At 37.6% G+C, this 19,965-nt stretch carries 12 protein-coding genes; 8 read left to right on the forward strand and 4 right to left on the reverse strand.

Translation table 11 applies throughout. The features are described 5' to 3' along the window. The first annotated feature begins 12 nt into the window (after positions 1-12). Complete coding sequence (locus V7S79_RS06895) at positions 13-876, forward strand: AraC family transcriptional regulator (RefSeq protein ID WP_459489826.1); 864 nt, start codon at positions 13-15, stop codon at positions 874-876. Between the two features lie 104 nt (positions 877-980). Here V7S79_RS06895 and V7S79_RS06900 read toward each other — a convergent pair whose 3' ends face one another. From V7S79_RS06900 to V7S79_RS06915, 4 genes are read right to left on the reverse strand one after another with little or no spacing between them, the layout of a single operon-like run. Further along, positions 981-2,231 carry a hypothetical protein gene (locus tag V7S79_RS06900; RefSeq protein ID WP_459489827.1) on the reverse strand — a complete coding sequence of 417 codons (1,251 nt, stop codon included), beginning with the start codon at positions 2,229-2,231 and terminating at the stop codon, positions 981-983. 42 nt (positions 2,232-2,273) lie between these two features. Then, complete coding sequence (locus tag V7S79_RS06905) at positions 2,274-3,215, reverse strand: dihydrodipicolinate synthase family protein (RefSeq protein WP_459489828.1); 942 nt, start codon at positions 3,213-3,215, stop codon at positions 2,274-2,276. A gap of 1 nt (position 3,216) precedes the next feature. Continuing rightward, complete coding sequence (locus V7S79_RS06910; RefSeq protein WP_459489829.1) at positions 3,217-4,722, reverse strand: sodium:solute symporter family protein; 1,506 nt, start codon at positions 4,720-4,722, stop codon at positions 3,217-3,219. 1 nt (position 4,723) lies between these two features. Continuing rightward, positions 4,724-5,734 carry a sialidase family protein gene (locus tag V7S79_RS06915; protein WP_459489830.1) on the reverse strand — a complete coding sequence of 337 codons (1,011 nt, stop codon included), beginning with the start codon at positions 5,732-5,734 and terminating at the stop codon, positions 4,724-4,726. Between the two features lie 122 nt (positions 5,735-5,856). On the opposite strand from V7S79_RS06915, the gene V7S79_RS06920 reads away from it, so the two are divergent. From V7S79_RS06920 to V7S79_RS06950, 7 genes are all read left to right on the forward strand, one after another. Then, a complete protein-coding gene (locus V7S79_RS06920; protein WP_459489831.1) occupies positions 5,857-8,850 on the forward strand; it encodes a PVC-type heme-binding CxxCH protein in 2,994 nt (997 codons plus the stop codon). Positions 8,851-8,906: 56 nt separating this feature from the next. Further along, complete coding sequence (locus tag V7S79_RS06925) at positions 8,907-12,062, forward strand: PVC-type heme-binding CxxCH protein (RefSeq protein ID WP_459489832.1); 3,156 nt, start codon at positions 8,907-8,909, stop codon at positions 12,060-12,062. Beyond that, positions 12,063-12,938 carry a ThuA domain-containing protein gene (locus V7S79_RS06930; protein ID WP_459489833.1) on the forward strand — a complete coding sequence of 292 codons (876 nt, stop codon included), beginning with the start codon at positions 12,063-12,065 and terminating at the stop codon, positions 12,936-12,938. 17 nt (positions 12,939-12,955) lie between these two features. After that, entirely contained in the window at positions 12,956-13,795 is an 840-nt protein-coding gene (locus V7S79_RS06935) for a sugar phosphate isomerase/epimerase family protein (protein ID WP_459489834.1), read from the forward strand. After that, positions 13,792-15,135, forward strand: coding sequence for a PhoPQ-activated pathogenicity-related family protein (locus V7S79_RS06940; protein ID WP_459489835.1), 1,344 nt, complete (start codon positions 13,792-13,794; stop codon positions 15,133-15,135). Before V7S79_RS06935 ends, V7S79_RS06940 begins: the two co-directional genes overlap by 4 nt. A 158-nt stretch (positions 15,136-15,293) precedes the next feature. Further along, entirely contained in the window at positions 15,294-18,401 is a 3,108-nt protein-coding gene (locus V7S79_RS06945) for a SusC/RagA family TonB-linked outer membrane protein (RefSeq protein ID WP_459489836.1), read from the forward strand. Positions 18,402-18,441: 40 nt separating this feature from the next. Continuing rightward, positions 18,442-19,953: a RagB/SusD family nutrient uptake outer membrane protein gene (locus tag V7S79_RS06950; protein ID WP_459489837.1), complete on the forward strand. Its 1,512-nt coding sequence runs from the start codon at positions 18,442-18,444 to the stop codon at positions 19,951-19,953. Positions 19,954-19,965 lie beyond the last annotated feature (12 nt).

Below are 19,965 nucleotides of genomic sequence, written 5' to 3' on the forward strand. Positions count from 1 at the left end.
TTATTTAATTCAATGAAGGCACAATTATTAAAAGTTTCCAACCAACCATTACGGTCATTTAGTGTTCGTCGCGACATAGTTAGTTACTTTTTTAACAAGTATCATTACCATCCTGAGAACGAATTGTTATTAATTGAAAAAGGAACGGGTACTCAATTTGTTGGAGATAGTATACAGCGGTTTCAAGATGGAGATTTATTGTTCATAGGCTCCAATTGCCCACATTATTTACGAAGCGACGATAATTATTTTCAAGGAGATGAAAATTTGAAAGCATCAGCTTTGGTAATTCATTTTAATACGGAACTCTTTGGAAGTGCATTTATGAATTTGCATGAGAATCGTTTTGTGTCGAATATCATGGATGAATCGAAAAAAGGAGTCCGAATTTTAGGGCGAACAAAAAAAATGATCATTCAAAAAATGAATGAAATTTTAGATTCGGAAAATACCAATCAGGTTTTGCAATTATTTCAAATTTTAGATGTTTTATCCTCTTCCAAAGAAATTGAATTTTTATCCTCTGGATTATTGGAAACAACGACCAATGAAAAAGAAGCTGGCCGATTGAATTTAATTTATAATTATTCAGTAAAACATTTCAAAAGAAAAATTACCATCGATGAAATCGCAGGCGTTGTAAGTTTAAGTCCTCTTTCTTTTTGTCGGTATTTTAAAACCAAAACTCGGAAAAACTACATCAGCTTTTTAAATGAAATTCGCGTAGAATATGCTTGCAAATTGATCAAAGAAAACAAACTACTCGTTACCCAAATTTGTTACGAATCAGGATTTAATAATTTCACCAATTTCAATAAGGCGTTTAAAAAAATTACGAGTAAAACTCCTTTTCAATTTGCGAAGGAATTTAATTAGGAAGAGAGAAAAGTGAAGAGAGAAAAGAGGAGAGAGGAGAGAGAAAAATAGGTAATAGGTAATAGGTAAAAGGTAAAAGTATTTTCTTCTCTTTTCTCTCTCCTTTAAAATCGATTATGCGCCCCTTTTAGTTCTCCATGAGAATAACTAGCAATTAATGCCAAGGCAGCTATGATTAAAAAAACGATGACTAGGTTTCTAGCATATTTTTTCCAATCCAACTCTTTCGATGAAAATACAACCTGCGTGTCTTTGAGCAAGAATAATATAATACCAAAATTGACAATATATAAGTATTGCTCAATGCGGTATGTACTTAAAATAGCAGATGTAACCAGTAAACTTAAAAAGATATATAATCCAAAATGAGCAATAAAAAATTGTTTTAAGGTGGGATACTCCAATCGATTTGATTTGGAATAAGTGTAGATCCAATACATACTTGCTGCCAAAATAAGAAATAAACTGTCCCATCTCAGAGATAAAACAATAGCTTCAGCATCTGAAAAATTCAATGCGCCAACTGTTTCACTTAAGCGATCCATGCGGAAATTTTGTTGCCACATGATGAATGGAATAATTAATGTTAGTAAAAGGATGGCTGGCCATTGATTTGGAATATCTTCCTCACTGCTATCTTCCCATTTGGATGTAAATGTTCCGTAGGCCATTCCGATTCCACCGAAAAATCCCAATGAATATTCCATGACATTCCAAAAATTGAATTTAATTTCAGAAACCGTCCCCAGTACCTGCAGGAAATTTCCAAAAGCAAATCCGAATCCTCCGCCCAATCCTGCAAATAATGCTACTCTTAATGCTTTCCATTGCTGTGTACGAAATAAAAACCAAGTCAATGCGGTAGCCAATCCAAGCACTCCTGCCCAAGATTCATCCCTAGGTGGTGTCATCAAAAACTCGAATTGGACAATGATGAAAAAATAAAAGAGTAAAGCTCCCACAACCATTTCTACCAATAATGTGGACCAAGGAATGGGATTCTTTTTCGAATCGTTCAATGCTAAGCCAAATAATCCGCCTCCGATAAATCCATATAATCCTCCAATGATAAATAAACAGGCTAATCCATAATAGACATTGACAAAATCAGTCCCTCTTCCATATCCAACCACCAATCCATAGCTCATCACTCCTCCAATTCCCCATCCCAATGCTCCTGCCAAAATGATTCGAAATGCTTTTGCCGTCCAATCTTTGCGATTTGCTAACAATAAAATACTGATGGACCCAATAGAGCCCGCCCATGCCGCTCCATGCTCATGACCAAATTGTCCCCGCACCGCCCATGCAGTCGCTAAAGACATTGCTACAAGAAGAATTGCTTTGATGTTCATACTTTATATTATTAAAGAGAAAAGAGAAAAGAGAAAAACCTCTTACCTCTTACCTAATCCAATTCCCTCCACCATCGACAATCTCGAATAGTCTAATAAAAGCTTGTCGATGTTTTTTGTTTGTTTTTCTGTTAAAGTACCCACTGCTCTTCGAGTAGCGAGATTGATTTTAAATCCTCTTTTTTGCAAGGCGTATTTTGCACTTGTTGGATATACATCATGCATAACATCCATGTTGTCTAAAAAGAATTTTTGAACCTCCTCTACTTGTTTTTCCTTTCCAACTTGGTTGAAATTTTGACAAAGCCAAACGATCAATTCAGGGAAATAATTTCCTTGAATGCAGGATAATCCCATTGCTCCAGCTTTTAAAACAGCCACTGCATGACCCATATAAGCATCGTATAAACCAAAATTATACCCTTGAGCCATCCTAATTCGATTGGCTACTTTGGTAAAATCAAGTGAAGTATCTTTGTGATAAACCAATCGGCCAGAAGGTAATAAATCTTCTAAAACTTCAGGACTAATCAATCTTTTATAAGGAGAAGGGCATTCATATATTCCAAATGGAATACCTGGAGTTAGTTCCATGTAATGATGCATGTGTTCTAAAAATAAGGCATCCGACTCATTTTCTTTGACCATTTGGTTGTTTAAAATGATTACGGCTTGAATTCCTAGTGCATAAATTTCTTTGGAGAATTGAGCCATGTCTTCAATGCTTCCTTCCAATGTTCCCGTGGCAACAACGGGTACTCGTCCTTTGGCTGCTTTAACAACAGTATCTATTAATTGTATTCTTTCTTCCCGACTCAATTCATACATTTCACTGGATAAACAATTGGCAAATAAACCTACTGCTCCCGCCTGAATATACATTTCCGTTAATCGAGCGATTCCATCCAAATCCAATGTTAAATCATCATTGAAAGAGCTTATCATTACAGGTACAAAGCCTTTCGGTAATTTTTGTTGCATCATTTTACGATTTACTTTTTAATTTTTGAATAATTGTGCCTATCAGAACTATGGAAATCGTGCCGATGACCACTGTCATTTTTGAATCAAAAGGACTCTTTAAATATTCCGGTAGACTATCTTTAAATGATATCCATGCGATAATGATTACTCCAGCAATCGCGGCAATTTTTGCGGCAAAATTTTGCACATTTTTGGTTAGAAAACCCATCAGAAAAATACCTAACATTCCTCCCGCAAAAATTCCTGATAACTTCCACCAAACATCTAATAAACTTTTAACCCCAATCATGCTGATACCAAAAGTAATCCCCAATAAACCCATGACGATGGTAGCAATATGTAAAACGGTTAATTGCTTTTTGGCAGGAAGGTCTTTTTGGATATATCTCAAATAAATGTCTTTTAAAAAAACGGTTGCCGAACTGTTCATTCCGCTGCTCATGGTACTCATAGCTGCAGATAACAAGGCTGCCATCAATAAGCCTAAAAATCCTTTGGGAATTTGTGTTTTCATGAAAAAAGGTAACACACGGTCGCCATAATCAGAAGGTAGCAAAGTATCAATCGCGATGTTTTTTTCGATGGAAACTTGTTGTTTTAATTCCAAAATTAAAGCGGGGTTTTCCATGTAAAAAGTATAAAGCGCTGTTCCGATAAAGAAAAACAAAAACGAAACGGGCACAAAATACATGACACATAACCAAATGCTTTTGGCAGCAGCCTTGGCATCTTGAGCAGTGTGATAGCGTTGAATATAGTTTTGGTCAATACCAAAATTGGTCAGATTGATAAAAAAACCATACAGCAAAACGACCCACACGGAACTCGTACTAAAATCTGGCTGAAAACTTCCTAAACTGAACTTATCATCTCGAACTCCAATTTCAATGACTTTGCTAATACCTGTTTGGTATAAAATAATTCCAATGATCATTAAGGCACCGCAAGTTTTTAGAATAGCTTGAATCACTTCTGTCCAAATCACGGCTTCCATACCGCCAAGAACCGTGTAAAAAATAATACAGCATCCCGAAACGATGATGATTAAACGCATGTCGATGCCAGTTAATGCATTGATAGTAAGCGCTATACCATAAAAAATAGTCCCCATTCTGGCTAATTGTGTCATGATAAAACACAACATCGCGTAGGTTCTTGCCCAAGATCCAAATCTTTTTTCTAGATGTGTATAGGCGCTTATTTCGCCACTATTTCGGTAAAAAGGGACAAAATATTTGGTAGAAACCCAAGCGGCAAATGGGATAGAAAGACTAAATGCAAAAGGATTCCAATTACTTCCAAATGATTTTCCTGGATCACCCAAAAAAGTGATCGCACTTAAAAAGGTGGCATAGAAACTAAGTCCCAATGCCCAACCTGGGATTTGCCCAGAGGCTGTTGTAAATTGCTCGGAACTACTATTTTTCCTGGAAAAATAAATTCCAATTCCTACCATACAAAGTAGGTAAATGACAATGATACTTAAATCAAGAATGGGTAATTCCATATTATAATTTGATTACAACGTGCTTGATTTTTTCTCTTTTCCAAGTGTAGGTGATGTGGATTTTCCCATCCTTGCTTTGAATAACAGCTGGATAGGAGAATTCAGCTTTGGGTGTGTTTTCCAAAACAGCAATTTCTTTCCAGGTTTGTCCATCCTCTGAAATAACCACATTTAATGGAGAACGATTTCCTCCCCATTCTCTGGATTCTTTGGTTACATGATTGTACACCAATACTTGTCTGCCATCTTTTAAAGTAACCGCATCTGTTCCAGAATTCGGGTTTGGCAAAGTAGTTGCTTTCAACGCGGACCAAGTTTTTCCTTGATCTTTTGAAAATGCCTCTAAAACATTTCCATTTTTGCTTCTACATAAGATTTGTAAACGACCATCTTTTAGAAATAAGACACTCGGTTGAATGGCCGAAAATTCTTTCCCATCATTGATGGCATCGGTTCTAGACCAAGTTCTTCCTCCATCTTTGGTCATTTCAAAATGGACTCTCCATCCATTATCTTCTGAACTAGTTGGACATAATAAGGTGCCGTCTTTTAATAAAACGGGTTTATTTTTGATGGGCCCTAAAATGCCTTCTGGTAAAACTTCTGCGTTAGACCAGGTTTTTCCTCCATCATTAGAACGGCGCATCATTCCCCACCAATCTCTGGGCGTTGGACCTACTTTGTAAAAAAGCAATAATTCTCCTTGTGGCATTTGAAATAACACAGGATTCCAAGTAGGATAACGAATATCTTTGTTTTGAACACCATTTGCCACTTCCACGGGAGCTGTCCATTTGCCGCCTTCCATTCTACTTACCCAGATTCCCACATCTTTATGGCGTTCTTCCGTTCCTCCAAACCAAGCAGCCACTAAACCAGTAGGCGTTTCTTCTATAGTAGAGGCATGACAAGAAGGGAAAGGAGCTGTTTCGTAAATAAATTCCGATTTTTCAATTTGCGCGAATGCGCCATTCGCTAACACTAAAAGTGCTAGTAGATACAGTATTTTCATTGTTTAATAGGTTCAAATTTTGCCCAATTTAGTGTTTTTGTTGGACTTTTTTTATTTGATGAAAAAAAGATTTGATAAAATTTCTTTTAACTTGCAATTCTAAACCTATAAAAATTTTGAAAATGCGCTATCTACTACTGCTAGTCGTACTAGTGATGTATGCTTGCACGCCAGAGAAAAAAAATGCTCCATTATTGTCCAAAGAGCATCAAAAAGCCATGCAAGACTTCCAAATTATGGAAGGATTTGACATACAAATGGTCGCTGCGGAGCCGCTTATTGCCGACCCTGTTGCCATGGAAATTGACGAAGATGGAAATTGGTTTGTACTAGAAATGCCAGGTTATCCTTTGGATTTAAGTAAGACGGGTCAAGTCCGAAAATTAATAGATACCAACAAGGATGGACTTCCCGATAAATCGGAAATTTTTGTCGATTCATTGACACTCCCCATGGGAATCATGAAATGGAAAAAAGGAATTATTGTGGCAGATGCACCCAATATTCTCTATTTTGAAGATACCAATGGGGATAATAAAGCGGATAAAAGGGAGGTGGTTTTGACAGGTTTTTCCTTGTCGAACCCTCAGCACAATATGAATACGCCCAAATTTGGTCTTGATAATTGGATTTATCTTGGTCATTCAGGGTCAATTAATTCTTTCGCCTATGAGTATTTATTTGGGGATAAGGGAAGTGATATTCGTTACCCAAGTAATGCAAAAGCACCTCAATTAGCTAAAAATGGAAATGGTCGAAACGTGCGATTCAAGCCAGATGTTTTTGGATTGGAATCCATGTCAGGCGAGACTCAATATGGGCACACATTTGATCCATGGGGACATCATTTTTATACAGATAATGCGGATCATCTTTTTCATGAGGTTATCAACGCGCGCTACACTAGTATGAATCCCAATTTGGTTATTCCTGAAGCGATGGAAAAAATTCCAGATCATGGCGATGCCTGCGAGGTTTACCCCATTTCTGAAAACCCGAATCATCAATTGTTGACAGATGTGGGCGTTGTTACTTCCTCTTGCGGGATTACTTGGTACGATGGCGGTGCTTTTGGAAAGGATTTCTCCAAAGTCACTTTTGTCGGAGAGCCAGTACATAATTTGGTGCATGCTGATATTATTAACTCAAATGGCGCAACCTTCAAAGGTTCCCGTTTACTGGAGAAAAAGGAATTTTTAGCCTCAAAGGATCCTTGGTTTAGGCCAGTTAATTTTTATGTGGGTCCCGATGGTGCCTTGTACGTCGTTGATTATTATCGTCAATTGATTGAACATCCAGAATGGATGTCGGATGAGGTCAATAAAAGTGGGGCTTTGTACAATGGAAAAACCAAAGGTCGGATTTATCGAATCACCAAGAAAGGTGCCAAAGGATTCGATTGGATGAATGAATTAAAATTGTCTGCTGAAAAATCGGATAAATTAGTAGAACTTTTACGTTCAGAAAATGGCTGGTATCGCAAAACAGCGCAGCGTTTATTGTATCAAAGAAAAGATGTTTCAGTAGCTGAATCTTTGCATCAAATATTGGAAAAAAAAGAAGCTGAGGCGAGTATTCCTGCACTTTGGTTATTGAAGGATTTTAATCAAATTTCTACCAAAGATTTATCCAATGCTTTAGCCAATGAAACAGAAGGAGTAAGAGAAAATGCGCTTAAAGTAGCTGATTTGTTAATGAATCGCCCTGCTTTTGCTCAAGATCCAAGCTTGAAAGCTTCTATCATAAATATCGCTGATGATCCCTCTGCGCGAGTTCGTTTTCAATGGTTATGTTCTTCTGGATTTTTCAATTTCCCTGAAGTTGCTTCATTAAGAAGTAAAATTGTCAATCAAGATATTGATGATCATTGGGTAGGAGTGGCTGCCATTGCGGCTTCCAAAGGGACAGAATTAGATTTATTAAAGAGTGCCATCTCTAATTTTGGTGCAAAACCAAGTGATGGAAAAGAGAATTTCTTTGCTTATTTGTCTGCTGCTTTATTGAAGAAAAATGATTTAAGCTTTTTGTCATTGACCTCAGATAACCTTGTTGCAAATGATTGGTGGCAAGCGGCATTGTTGAAAGGTTTAGCTACTTATGCTGCTTATGCCGAACATAAAGTTCAATTAAGTGAACCTCAAAAAAATGCCTTAGCTCAGTCGTTTTTAATTGCGCCTTCCAGCAAAATGCGTAAGGCGATTATCGAGACCTTTAAATTGACAGGAATTCCACAAAATTCCCCTTTTTTCAAACAAGTTTATTCCCAATTTTTAGCCAGCAAAGATGCCCTTTTTCAAGAAGACGCTTTGGCTATTTTGACCCTTAAAAAAGATCCAAAATTCAATCAACAATTGGTCTCATTCATTGTTACAAAACCTAGTGAGTCGATTCAGTTGGCCTCCATCAAAGCCTTGCCGAGTCAATTAGGTTCAACGGATTTGAAAAAAATCAATCAAGTATATCAACAAATGAACATGCCTTCTCGGAAGGCTTGGATCAATTACATGGTGGTTCATTTGAATTATATGACCACTTTATTGAAAGAAGTTGCCAATAAAAATATTCCAAGAGCAGATTTAGCTTGGCCACAGATTGTGGAATTAATGAATTCCGATGATGCCGTGGTTCGTAAATTGGCACGAGAGGTTTTGGCGATTAGTGAAGATAGAAAAGCCATTTTACAAAATTATTTACCTGCCGCTGAAATGGCGGGCAATGCAGCCAAAGGAAAAGAAATTTTTAAAGTCAATTGCACCGTTTGCCATCAAATTGCTGGTGTAGGTGGTATTTCTTTTGGACCAGATTTATCTACGTTAAAAAGTAGAAATGCTTTGTCAATTATCACGGAAATCATTAATCCTAATAATTCAATTGCCGATAAATATGGCAATTGGGAGCTTGTATTAAAAGATGGTACCAAATTGTCAGGCATTATTACCTCTGAAAATGATAACTCATTGAGTTTAAAACAGATGGGAGGTGTGACTACTTTGATTGAAAAATATCAAATACAATCAAGAGTGTCTGCCAAATTATCTGCCATGCCGAATGGTTTAGAAGCGAACATTAAATTGCAAGAAATGGCAGATTTAGTGGCATTTATTAAGGGTAAATGATTTTTTCTTTCTATTTTGTGCGCCAAAACCTATTTTAATTATAAAAAATAACAAAAATGTCTAAAAAGATTCAATTAGGCGTGATTTTAACCATCATCGCTGTTTGCTCTCTTAGTTTCTTGCAACCCAAAGCTCCCAAGATTATTCCCTTGGCCATCAATACGCACATTGCTTTAGTGGGAGGAAACATGGGTTCCAGAATGATCAATTACGATCATTTTGAAACAGAAATGCATCTAAGGTACCCAGAGAATAATTTACGGGTTAGAAATTTATGCGATGGTGGAGATACCCCGGGTTTTCGTCCACATTCAGCGAGAAATCAGCCTTGGGCATTTCCCGGTGCAGGTAAATTTCAAGATGAATTCGCTAATCCATCTGGTAGTGAGGGACATTTAGAAACACATGATCAATGGTTGACGCGTTTAAAAACAGATATTGTTATTGGATTTTTTGGATATAGCGAGTCGTATGAAGGTAAAGCGAAATTGGATAATTACAAAGCAGAATTGACTGCATTTATCCAACATACTTTGGCTCAAAAATACAATGGTGTTTCTGCTCCAAAATTAGCAATTGTTTCACCAGTTGCTTTTGAGGATTTAACTGCCTTGTATGATTTACCCAATGGGAAAGAACAAAATGCCAATTTGACTCTCTATTCTCAAGCCATGAAAGAGGTTTGCGAAAAGCAAGGTGTTTTATTTATTGATGCATTTTCAGCATCTAAAAAATGGTACGAAGAATCGGCAGATCCTTTGACGATTGATGGGTTTCAATTGAATGATAAAGGGTATCAAAAATTAGCATTATTCTTAGCCGACCAAGCTTTTGGAAAGAAAAATTCCACGATTGAATCCAGACGTAAATCGGTCTATGATGCTGTAGCAGAAAAAAACTGGATGTGGCACACCGATTATAAAATTCCGAATGGTGTTCACGTGTATGGACGAAGATACAATCCTTTTGGACCAGATAATTACCCTGCTGAAATTGAAAAAATTCGTCAAATGACAGAAAATAGAGAAAAGGCGATTCAGGCAGCGATTCATGGACAAACCTTTGATTTGGTAGAGGCGGATGCACAGACTCGAAAATTAGATCCCGTCAAAACGAATTTTAATCCAGAGAAAAATGGAAGTTTGACTTATTTATACGGACAAGAGGCGCTAAATGCCATTAAAGTTGCACCAGGGTATAAAATCGAATTGTTTGCTTCTGAAGCAGAATTTCCTGATTTGGCTAAACCTGTTCAAATGACATTTGATAATAAAGGTAGATTGTGGGTGGTTTGTATGCCTTCTTATCCTCATTATAAGCCCGGCGATCCGAAACCGAACGATAAAATTATTATTTTAGAAGATACTAATAACGACGGGAAAGCCGATAAAGAAACTGTTTTTGCCGAAGGACTTCACGTACCTGTTGGAATGGAAATTGCGCATGATGGAGTCTATATTTCCCAAGGGACTAATTTAGTCTTTTTAAGAGATACCAATGGAGACGATCATGCGGATACCAAAGAAGTAATTTTAAGTGGTTTTGACGACCATGATACGCACCATGAAATTTCTGCATTTGTGACAGATGAATCTGGAGCAATTTATATGGGTGAAGGGGTCTTTTTACATACGAATGTTGAAACGCCTTATGGTACAGTACGAGCAACAAATGGTGGATTTATGCGATATAATCCAGCTAGAAAGCATTTGGAGCGTGTGGCGCAATTGTCTATTCCAAATCCTTGGGGGATTGCTTTTGATAAATGGGGACAAAATTTCTTTGCAGAAACATCAGGTCCCGATGTAAGATGGATGATGCCAGGAACCACAAAAAATAGATACGGGCAAACCGGACATAAATCATTTACCTTGATTGAAGAAAAGCATTTGGTTCGCCCAACTTCTGGATTGGAATTTGTGTACAGCAGACATTTTCCAGATGAAGTACAAGGCGATTTTTTAATCAACAATACCATTGGCTTTTTAGGAATGAAACAACATGTTTTGACGGATAACGGTACTGGATATACGTCAAAACATCGCCAAGATTTAATCGTAGGTGAAGATAGGAATTTTAGACCGGTGGATATGGAGTTTGCACCCGATGGATCATTGTATGTGATAGATTGGCACAATATTCTGATAGGTCACATGCAACATAATGCAAGGGATCCTTTGAGAGATCATACGCACGGTCGAGTTTACCGAATTACTTATCCATCTCGACCTTTGGTTAAGCCGGCAAAAGTTTTTGGGGCTTCTGTAGAGGAATTGTTGGACAATTTAAAATTGCCTGAATACCGTACTAGATACCGAGTGAGAAGGGAATTGAGAGGAAGAAAAGCGGATGAAGTTTTGCCAAAAATTACTACTTGGGTGGCTCAATTAGACAAATCAGATCCTAATTACGAACACCATGTCTTGGAAGCCTTATGGGTTTCTTGGGGATTGAATAAAGTAGATCAAAAAATATTGAATCAATTATTGAATTCAAAGGATTATCACGTAAGGGCTGCTGCTGTTCGTGTGTTAAGATATACAGGGCATCAAGTGGCCGATCAAGCGGAATTATTGGCCAAGGCAGCGGAGGATGAACATGGAAGAGTTCGAATGGAAGCATTCGTAGCTGCTTCTTGGTTGCCTCAAGAAAAGGCTTTACCTATTTTAGCTTTGGCTAAAAAACATCCTTTGGATGATTGGATGAAAGAACCCCATGAAATAGCGGTTGCTCATGCATCTGGTCAAAATGTAGCCAAGAAGAAAGAGGCCAAAGTGGAGTCGGATTTATTGGGTAATGATTTAGTCATGTTCAAGGAAGGTCAAAAATTATTTGCCAAAGACGGTTATTGCAATACATGTCACCAAACAAATGGTAAAGGCTTGGTTTCTTCGGGTTTTCCACCCTTGTCAGGGTCTAATTGGGTGACAGGTAATGAAGATCGTCTGATTAAATTGGTATTGAAAGGTTTGATGGGACCAATTGAGGTTTCTGGTGTGAAATATCCGGGACAGGTTCCAATGACGCCTTATGGTGGCTTGATGAATGACAAGGAAATTGCGGCTGTTTTGACTTATGTTCGGAATGCTTTTGGAAATAAGGCTTCCGTGATTAAGCCTGAAAAAGTAAAAGCAGTTAGAGCAGCTGTTGCCGCCAAAAAAGATTTTTATAATGTATCTGAATTGTTACAACAACATCCTTTAGAAAAATAGATGAAAAATTTTATTCGAGTTATTTTGAGTTTTTGTTTGGTTTTTGTCTTCGTTCAAACGGGTTTTTCACAGAAAAAATCTGGAAAAAAACCATTGATTGTTTTTGTTTGCGGAGATCATGAATACAGTGGAGAAGAAACACTCCCGCTTTTAGCTAAAATCTTGGAATCACAATATGGATTTAGAACCAAAATTCTCAAATCATTTCCCGATCAAAATGCCGAGAAAAATATTCCTGGATTGGAATCCTTGGCGGATGCCGATTTAGCGGTATTCTTTTTGCGTTGGCGATTATTACCAGCCGATCAAGTTGCCCATATTGAAACCTATTTGAAATCCGGAAAACCTATTATGGGCTTTAGAACGAGCACGCACTCGTTCAATTATCCCAAAGGTGATCCTTTAGAATCTTACAATGGATTTGCTGAAAGAGCATTTGGTGCGCCTCCAGGATGGGGTGGCAAGGCTCAACACACTCATTACGGGCATAATGCAAGTACAGATGCAACCATTATTCCAGAGAAATCGCAACATCCGATTTTAACAGGCGTGGATCCTACTTTTCATGTACGTTCTTGGTTGTATCGTGTATTACCAGATTACCCGAAAAAAGGAACGGATTGGTTAATCATGGGAAAAGCGGTTAATCCAGATAAAGCAGCAGTAGATCAGCCCATTGCGTGGACTTGGGAAAATGAATACAAGGGAAAAGTTTTTTTTACAACGATGGGGCATCCAGAAGATTTTTCTGTTGAGCCATTTCAGCGCTTGATCGTCAATGCCATTCATTGGGAATTAGGAAAAAAAGTGCCTACAAAGTGGGGAGGAAAATTAGATATCAATGTTCCTTACAGAGGAATGGTTAGTTCAAAATAAATATTAATTCGAATAAAATGAAATATCAGATTGCAATGAATACCCTCGTTTATGGACCAGATATGAACGAGTCGATTATCCAACATTTGGCATACATCAAAGAAGTAGGTTATGAAGGAGTGGAGATTCCTATTTTCAATACAGATTTGGCTTATTGGAAACCATGGAAAGAGGAAATTGACCGATTAGGCTTAACGGTTTTTACGGTGACCTTTTTGGGTGCAGATATGAATACCATTTCCTCGGATCCTTCAGTGCGTCAAAATGGGATTGAATTCTTGAAAAAGGCAGTAGATGTCACAGCATATTTAGGAGCGACCTGGTTATCGGGTCCTTATCATTCGGCATTGGGTGTTTTTTCTGGAGCAGCACCTACACAACAAGAATTGGATTGGTCCAAGGAAAGTATGTTGGCCGTAGCGGCTCATGCTGAGACCAAGAATGTGATTTTGGGATTGGAATATTTAAATCGCTTTGAAAATTATGTGGTTAGTTCAGCAGATCAATTGCATAGTTTGGTGAAAGCTATCAATCATCCCAATGTGAAAATCATGTTTGATACCTTTCATGCGCACATAGAAGAGTTTAATACAGGAGAAGCCATGGTGAGAATTGCCGATGAAATCGGACATATTCAATTGTCGGAAAGCACTAGAGCGACGTTAGGTGAAGGACAAGTTCATTGGGATAATGTTTTCGATGGTTTAAAGCGGATGAATTACAAAGGATGGTTAGTCGTGGAGGCATTTACTCCTTTATTGCCAGCGGCTTGTATTTGGAGGAAAAATTATACTACTGAAGCGGAATTAGTATTAAAAAGTTACCAACATATTCAAAAGCATTTAAGTAAAATATGAAAACGAAACTTTGGCTAATAGTCCTAGCATTTATAAGTGTCCCAGCTTTTGGACAAAAATCGAAAAGTACGCCCGAGACGGCCCTGAAAGATTATATGGGAAATGGAGACAAAAGTTTCCAATGGGAATTGAAAGATTCGACAGCTTTAGGATCAGTAATGGCTTATCATTTGTTGTTAACTTCTCAAAAATGGCATGATATAACTTGGCGACATCAATTAACTGTATTTGTTCCTAAAGATCGTAAATACCAAGACGCCTTGTTTTTTATTACAGGTGGATCAAATAAAGAGGAGCAACCTAATTGGAGTAGCAAAGACGGGCTTTGGCCAGCTTTGTCGGCCTTTGCTGCAAAGAACAAATCCATCGTCGCTTTGATCAAACAAGTGCCTAATCAACCTATTTTTGATGGTCGAACGGAAGATGAAATTATATCTTATACGCTTCACAAATACAAAGAAGACAAAGATGTTACTTGGCCATTGTTATTTCCAATGGTAAAATCAGCGGTTCGTGGCATGGATGCGGTGCAAGAATTTGTGAAGAAAAAAACGGAATTTTCTGTCAATAATTTTGTGGTAACTGGCGCATCGAAAAGAGGCTGGACAACTTGGTTGAGTGCAGCCATCGATGATAAACGAGTGAAGGCAATTGCACCGATGGTGATAGACATGCTGAATATGCCAGCCACCTTGAATTATCAATACACTACTTATGGAGAATATAGTATCGAAATTGAGGATTATGTGAAGTTGGGTATTCCACAAGGTACAGGTACACCAGACGGCAAGGCGATTACGAGTATGATTGATCCATTTTCTTACCGGGCAAAGTACAATATTCCCAAAATGATATTCATTGGAACCAATGATCCTTATTGGACGGTAGATGCGACCAAGCATTATTACAATGAAATCCCTAATAAAAATTTGATACATTATGTGCCAAATGCGGGACATGATTTGGCAGGAGGAAAACAAGCCTTGGAGGCATTGAGTGGATTTTTCGCCAATGTGGTTCAAAACAGGGATTTGCCATTGCCGGTTTGGGAGATTAAATCCAATAAAACCGCTGCTGAATTATCGGTGAAAGCCTTGAGTCAAGATTTTGTAGAAGCGACTTTGTGGTATACAACTTCTTCTGACCGAGATTTTAGAAATAATTTATGGTTAAGTGAGCGAGTGAAAATTTCCGATTTATCCAACATCAAGATTGAGCAAAGCTATCCTAAAAAGGGATATACAGCCTTTTATTTAGATTTGAAATACAAAGATCCAAGTGGGGGTAATTATTCAACGGCAACAAGGATCTATGTCTTAGATTCGGGGAAAGTATTATAAGAGATAGTTTCTATTTTTCATTTTTTTTAGAAATATTTTAACTATCCTATGTTATTTAAGGATAGTTTACTTGCAAAGCTTTGATAAAATTACATCGTGATAAAGAATTAGTTTTCTTTTCAGCGGTCAATTTTTTGATAACTTTTAAACCTATTTCTATGAAAAACAAATTTGACTATTTCCAAAAAGGAAATCGGATCTTAGCGATGCTAATGGTTATGATTTTCTTTTTTACCTCCGTTGCTTTTGCACAGCAACAAAGTTTACGAGGGAAAGTTAGCAGCTCGACAGGCGAGTCGTTAATTGGTGCAACGGTTTCCATTATCGGAACTACGCGCGGTACTTCTACTGATGCGGCAGGTAATTACAAGATTGATGTTAAGTCTGGAGATAATCTGCGATTCAGTATGGTGGGTTATGCTTCTAAAAATGTAAGCTATGCTGGGCAGGCTACTTTGAACGTTTCTTTAGACGCTGATGACAAAACCTTGAATGAGGTTGTTGTTGTGGGTTATGGTTCTCAATCTAAGAAAGAAATTACAGGTGCTGTTCAAACGATTGGTTACAAAGAATTGAAAGATTTACCAGTTACTCAAATCGGCCAAAAATTACAAGGTCAATTAGCAGGTGTTCAAATTAACCAAACTACGGGTCAACCAGGAAAGGGTATGAGTATCCGTATCCGTGGTCAATTGTCTGTTTCTGCAGGTTCTGAACCTTTATATGTAGTAGATGGATTTCCGATTACAGGTTCAATTGGTGCTATGAACCCAGATGAGATTGAAGATATTTCGGTATTGAAAGATGCTGCTTCAACTTCATTATATGGTTCTCGTGCTGCGAATGGTGTTGTTTTGATTACCACCAAAAAAGGAAAAGGAAGTGGAACAAACGTAAGCTTTAATGTTTACACTGGAGTTCAACAAGTTCCAATGAAAGGTCGTATTAAAATGATGGATGCGGTTCAGTTTGCTCAATTCAAGAAAGAATTCTACGAAGATGCGAAGCAACCTGTTCCAGTTGAATTCCAAAATCCTTCACAATATGCAGGAAAAAATAACGATTGGTATGATGCTTTGATTCAAAAAAATGCACCAATTACTAGCTACAACTTATCTATTACTTCAAACAAAGAAAAATCTAGAACTTCTTTGGTTGCAGGTATTTTAGATCAAAAAGGGGTTGTTCTAAATACAGACTACAAGCGTTATTCATTGCGTTTGAATTCTGCATATGATATTTCAGATAAAGTAACGATTGGTTTTAATGTGGCTCCTCAATTGACTTATGATAATACGCCTAGAACGGACGGTGATCGTTCGAATGGTATTTTGTTCAATGCTATACATACTTGGCCAATCATGCCTATTTATGAAGCAGACGGAGTTACTTTAACCAAATACAATAAATTTCCTGCAAGTACAGGTAATATTTGGACGTATGCGAACTGGGTTCGTTCTGCTCAAGAAATCACAAATGAGACAACAACAACCAATTTGTTAACAAATGGTTATATGGAATATGAGCCAATCAAAGGCTTGAAATTCAAAACAAGTATGAATGGTGAGATTTTAAGAACGAAATATTTCTGGTTTAATCCATCTACAGCAACAATTGCTTTGAATACTCCTACACCTACAACTGCGGTTTCCATTCGTCAAAACTTTGAAAACTTATCTTGGTTGAATGAGAATACTGTAACATATAACAAAACAATCAACGAAGATCACAAATTGGAGTTATTAGGAGGTTATACAAATCAATATTTCCGTCAAGAATCTACTCAGGTTCAGGCAGATACTTATTCTGATGATCGTCTTCCTACTATTCAGGGTGCAATTAATATCAACCGTGGGGCAACAAATAGTGGTGTACAAGAGTGGGCATTGACTTCCTTCTTAGCACGTGCTACTTATAACTACAAAGGTAAGTACTTAATTAACGCTGCGATTCGTCGTGATGGATCTTCTCGTTTTGGTGCTAATAATCGTTGGGGAACTTTCCCTTCTATCGGAGCGGGTTGGGTTGTATCTGATGAGCCATTCATGAAAGACATTCCAGCAGTATCATTCATGAAAATTAGAGGTAGTATTGGTGAAATTGGAAATAATAACATCGGTAATTACACGCAATATGCTTTGATTAACAATACAGTGAACGGAGTATTTGGTAATACAGTAGCTCCAGGTGCTGCAGTTTCAACTTTAGCTAACCCTAATTTAGGTTGGGAGAAAACACGTCAATTAGACTTAGGTTTGGATTTAAATCTTTGGAATGATCGTGTGAACTTCACATATGATTACTACTTGAAAAATACAACTAACTTATTGTATTCTGTTCAAATTGCTCAAGAGTCTGGTTTTGGTAACTTCAACGATAACATTGGAGAAATTAAATTCTGGGGACATGAATTTGGCGTAAGCACTAAAAATACTACGGGTGCAGTAAAATGGACTACTAATGCGAATATCTCTTTCAATCGTAACGTAGTGGTTGCTTTAGCTCCAGGAATTGATCGTGTATATGGAACTTTCCACATCACTAAAGTAGGTCAACCATTCGGACAATTCTATGGTTTTATTTCTCAAGGAATGTACAAAAACCAAGCGGATGTTGATGCTAGCCCTAAAGTTCCTGGTCGTTCATTCCCAGGTACAATTAAACTTTGGGATGCTAACGGAGATGGTGTAATCACAAATGGTGGTAATAACGATGACCGAGTAATCATGGGTAATCCATTCCCTGATTTCATTTATGGTATTACAAATAACGTGACTTACAAGAATTGGGATTTCAATATCATTGGTTCTGGATCTTATGGAAACCAATTATTGGTTCGTCATATTTATTCAACAGCTAACTTAGATGGTCCTTTTAACTTATTGGAAGAAGTGGCAAATCGTTGGAGATCAGAATCTCAACCAGGTGATGGTAAATATGGTACTACTGTTGGTGGTGGTAACGTAACAGGTATTGAGCGTGACTGGATTAACTCTCGTTTCATCGCAGATGCATCTTACTTTACAATCCGTAATATCACATTGGGTTATACATTCAATAAGCCTTCAAAGGTGTATAAATCGCTTCGTGTTTATGCTTCTTGCCAACAAGCATATGTATTTACTAATTATTGGGGTGGACCAAATCCAGAGGTTAGTTCTCAAGGAAATGGACAAGGAGATGGTGGAAACTTGAGTCAAGGTATTGACTTCTCAAGTTACCCAGTTCCACGTACTTTCACTGTTGGAGCCAACTTTAACTTTTAATTAGGCCAGATATATCACATATATTTTAGATTTAGAAACAATGAAAAATAAAATCATATTAAGCTGTTTGTTAGCCCTTGGTTTAGCGGGCTGCACAGAGAGTTTCTTGGATATTACTCCAGAAACCAATTTAAGTTCGGTGACCTTCTTTAAAACCCAATCGGATTTTGAACAAGCTGTCAACGCATGTTATGTTCCTCTTAGAACAATCTATAATGACCGTTCTTGGTTATTGTCAGAGATGCACTCAGATAACACCTATTATGCACGTAACACTGCTTTTGGTGCAACTGAACAACAAGAGGATTTGGCGGATTTCTCCATTCCAGTTTCGAATGGTTTAACTACCAATACGCACGTTTTGAACCAATATCGTCAAGATTTTTTGATTATTGCTCGTGCAAATCAAATCTTGTCTTTGATTGATAAAGCTGATTTTGATGCAACAGTAAAGGCAAATTTAAAAGGTCAAGCACAATTCATGCGTGGATTCGCTTATTTTGAATTGTACCGTTATTTCAATAAGGCTCCTTTGCAATTAACTCCAGTAACTACTCGTGAGGCTGCTGCTGCACCACTAGGGCAGGCTGCTGATTTAGAGAAAATTATCATTGGAGACTTGACGGGTGCTGCGGCTTCTTTGAAGACAAAAGCTACTCAAGAAGCAGGTCGTGCTACTGCTGGTGCTGCCAAAACGGTATTGGCTAACTTGTACATCATTAAGAGAGATTGGCCAAGCGCTGAAAAATTATTGAAAGAAGTAGTTGCTGAAGGAAGTTATTCTTTAATTCCAGATTACAACAACGTATTTTCAACTAGTACAGCGAATAAAAACAATGCTGAAAGTGTATTTGAGGTTCAGTTTCAAGAGGGATCTAACGGTTACAATGGAACATTCATGTACAACTTCTTGCCTCGTCCAATGTTAGAGTCGGAATTAAAGACACTTTCTGGAACTTCTAATCCACAGCCACAAACAGGTGAAGGTAATAATATCCCTACTCCAAACATTATTGCTGCTTTTGAAGATGGCGATTTGCGTAAAAATGCTTCGATTGGTTATATTACTTGTTCTTCTACTTTATGGGAAGGCAAAACCTATCCAATCATCAAGAAGTTCATGAAAACGCACTCATTAAATGGTAACCATGGAATGAACTGGCCTGTATATCGTTATTCAGAGGTATTATTGTTTTTAGCGGAGGCTTTGAATGAGCAAGGTAAAACAGCTGAGGCCGCTACTTTTATGAACATGGTTCGTAAGCGTGCAGGTTTAGCTGAGACAACTGCTACAGACCAAGCATCATTCCGTACTGCTTTGATGAAAGAGCGCCGTGTAGAGTTAGCTTTTGAAAATAAGCGCTGGCATGACTTAGTTCGTACAGATACTTACAAAGCTGTTATTACTGCTTATGGAGCTGAAATCAAAGCAAATCCTTTCTCATACTATTACCAAAAAGGTTATACTTTGCGTAGTAATTCATTTAGTGTAATTGAAAAATACTACCCAATGCCTGCTGATGAAGCTGCATTGAATCCAAATATTAAGTAAAATTTGTTTTTT

This window comes from Aquirufa sp. ROCK-SH2, assembly GCF_054558315.1.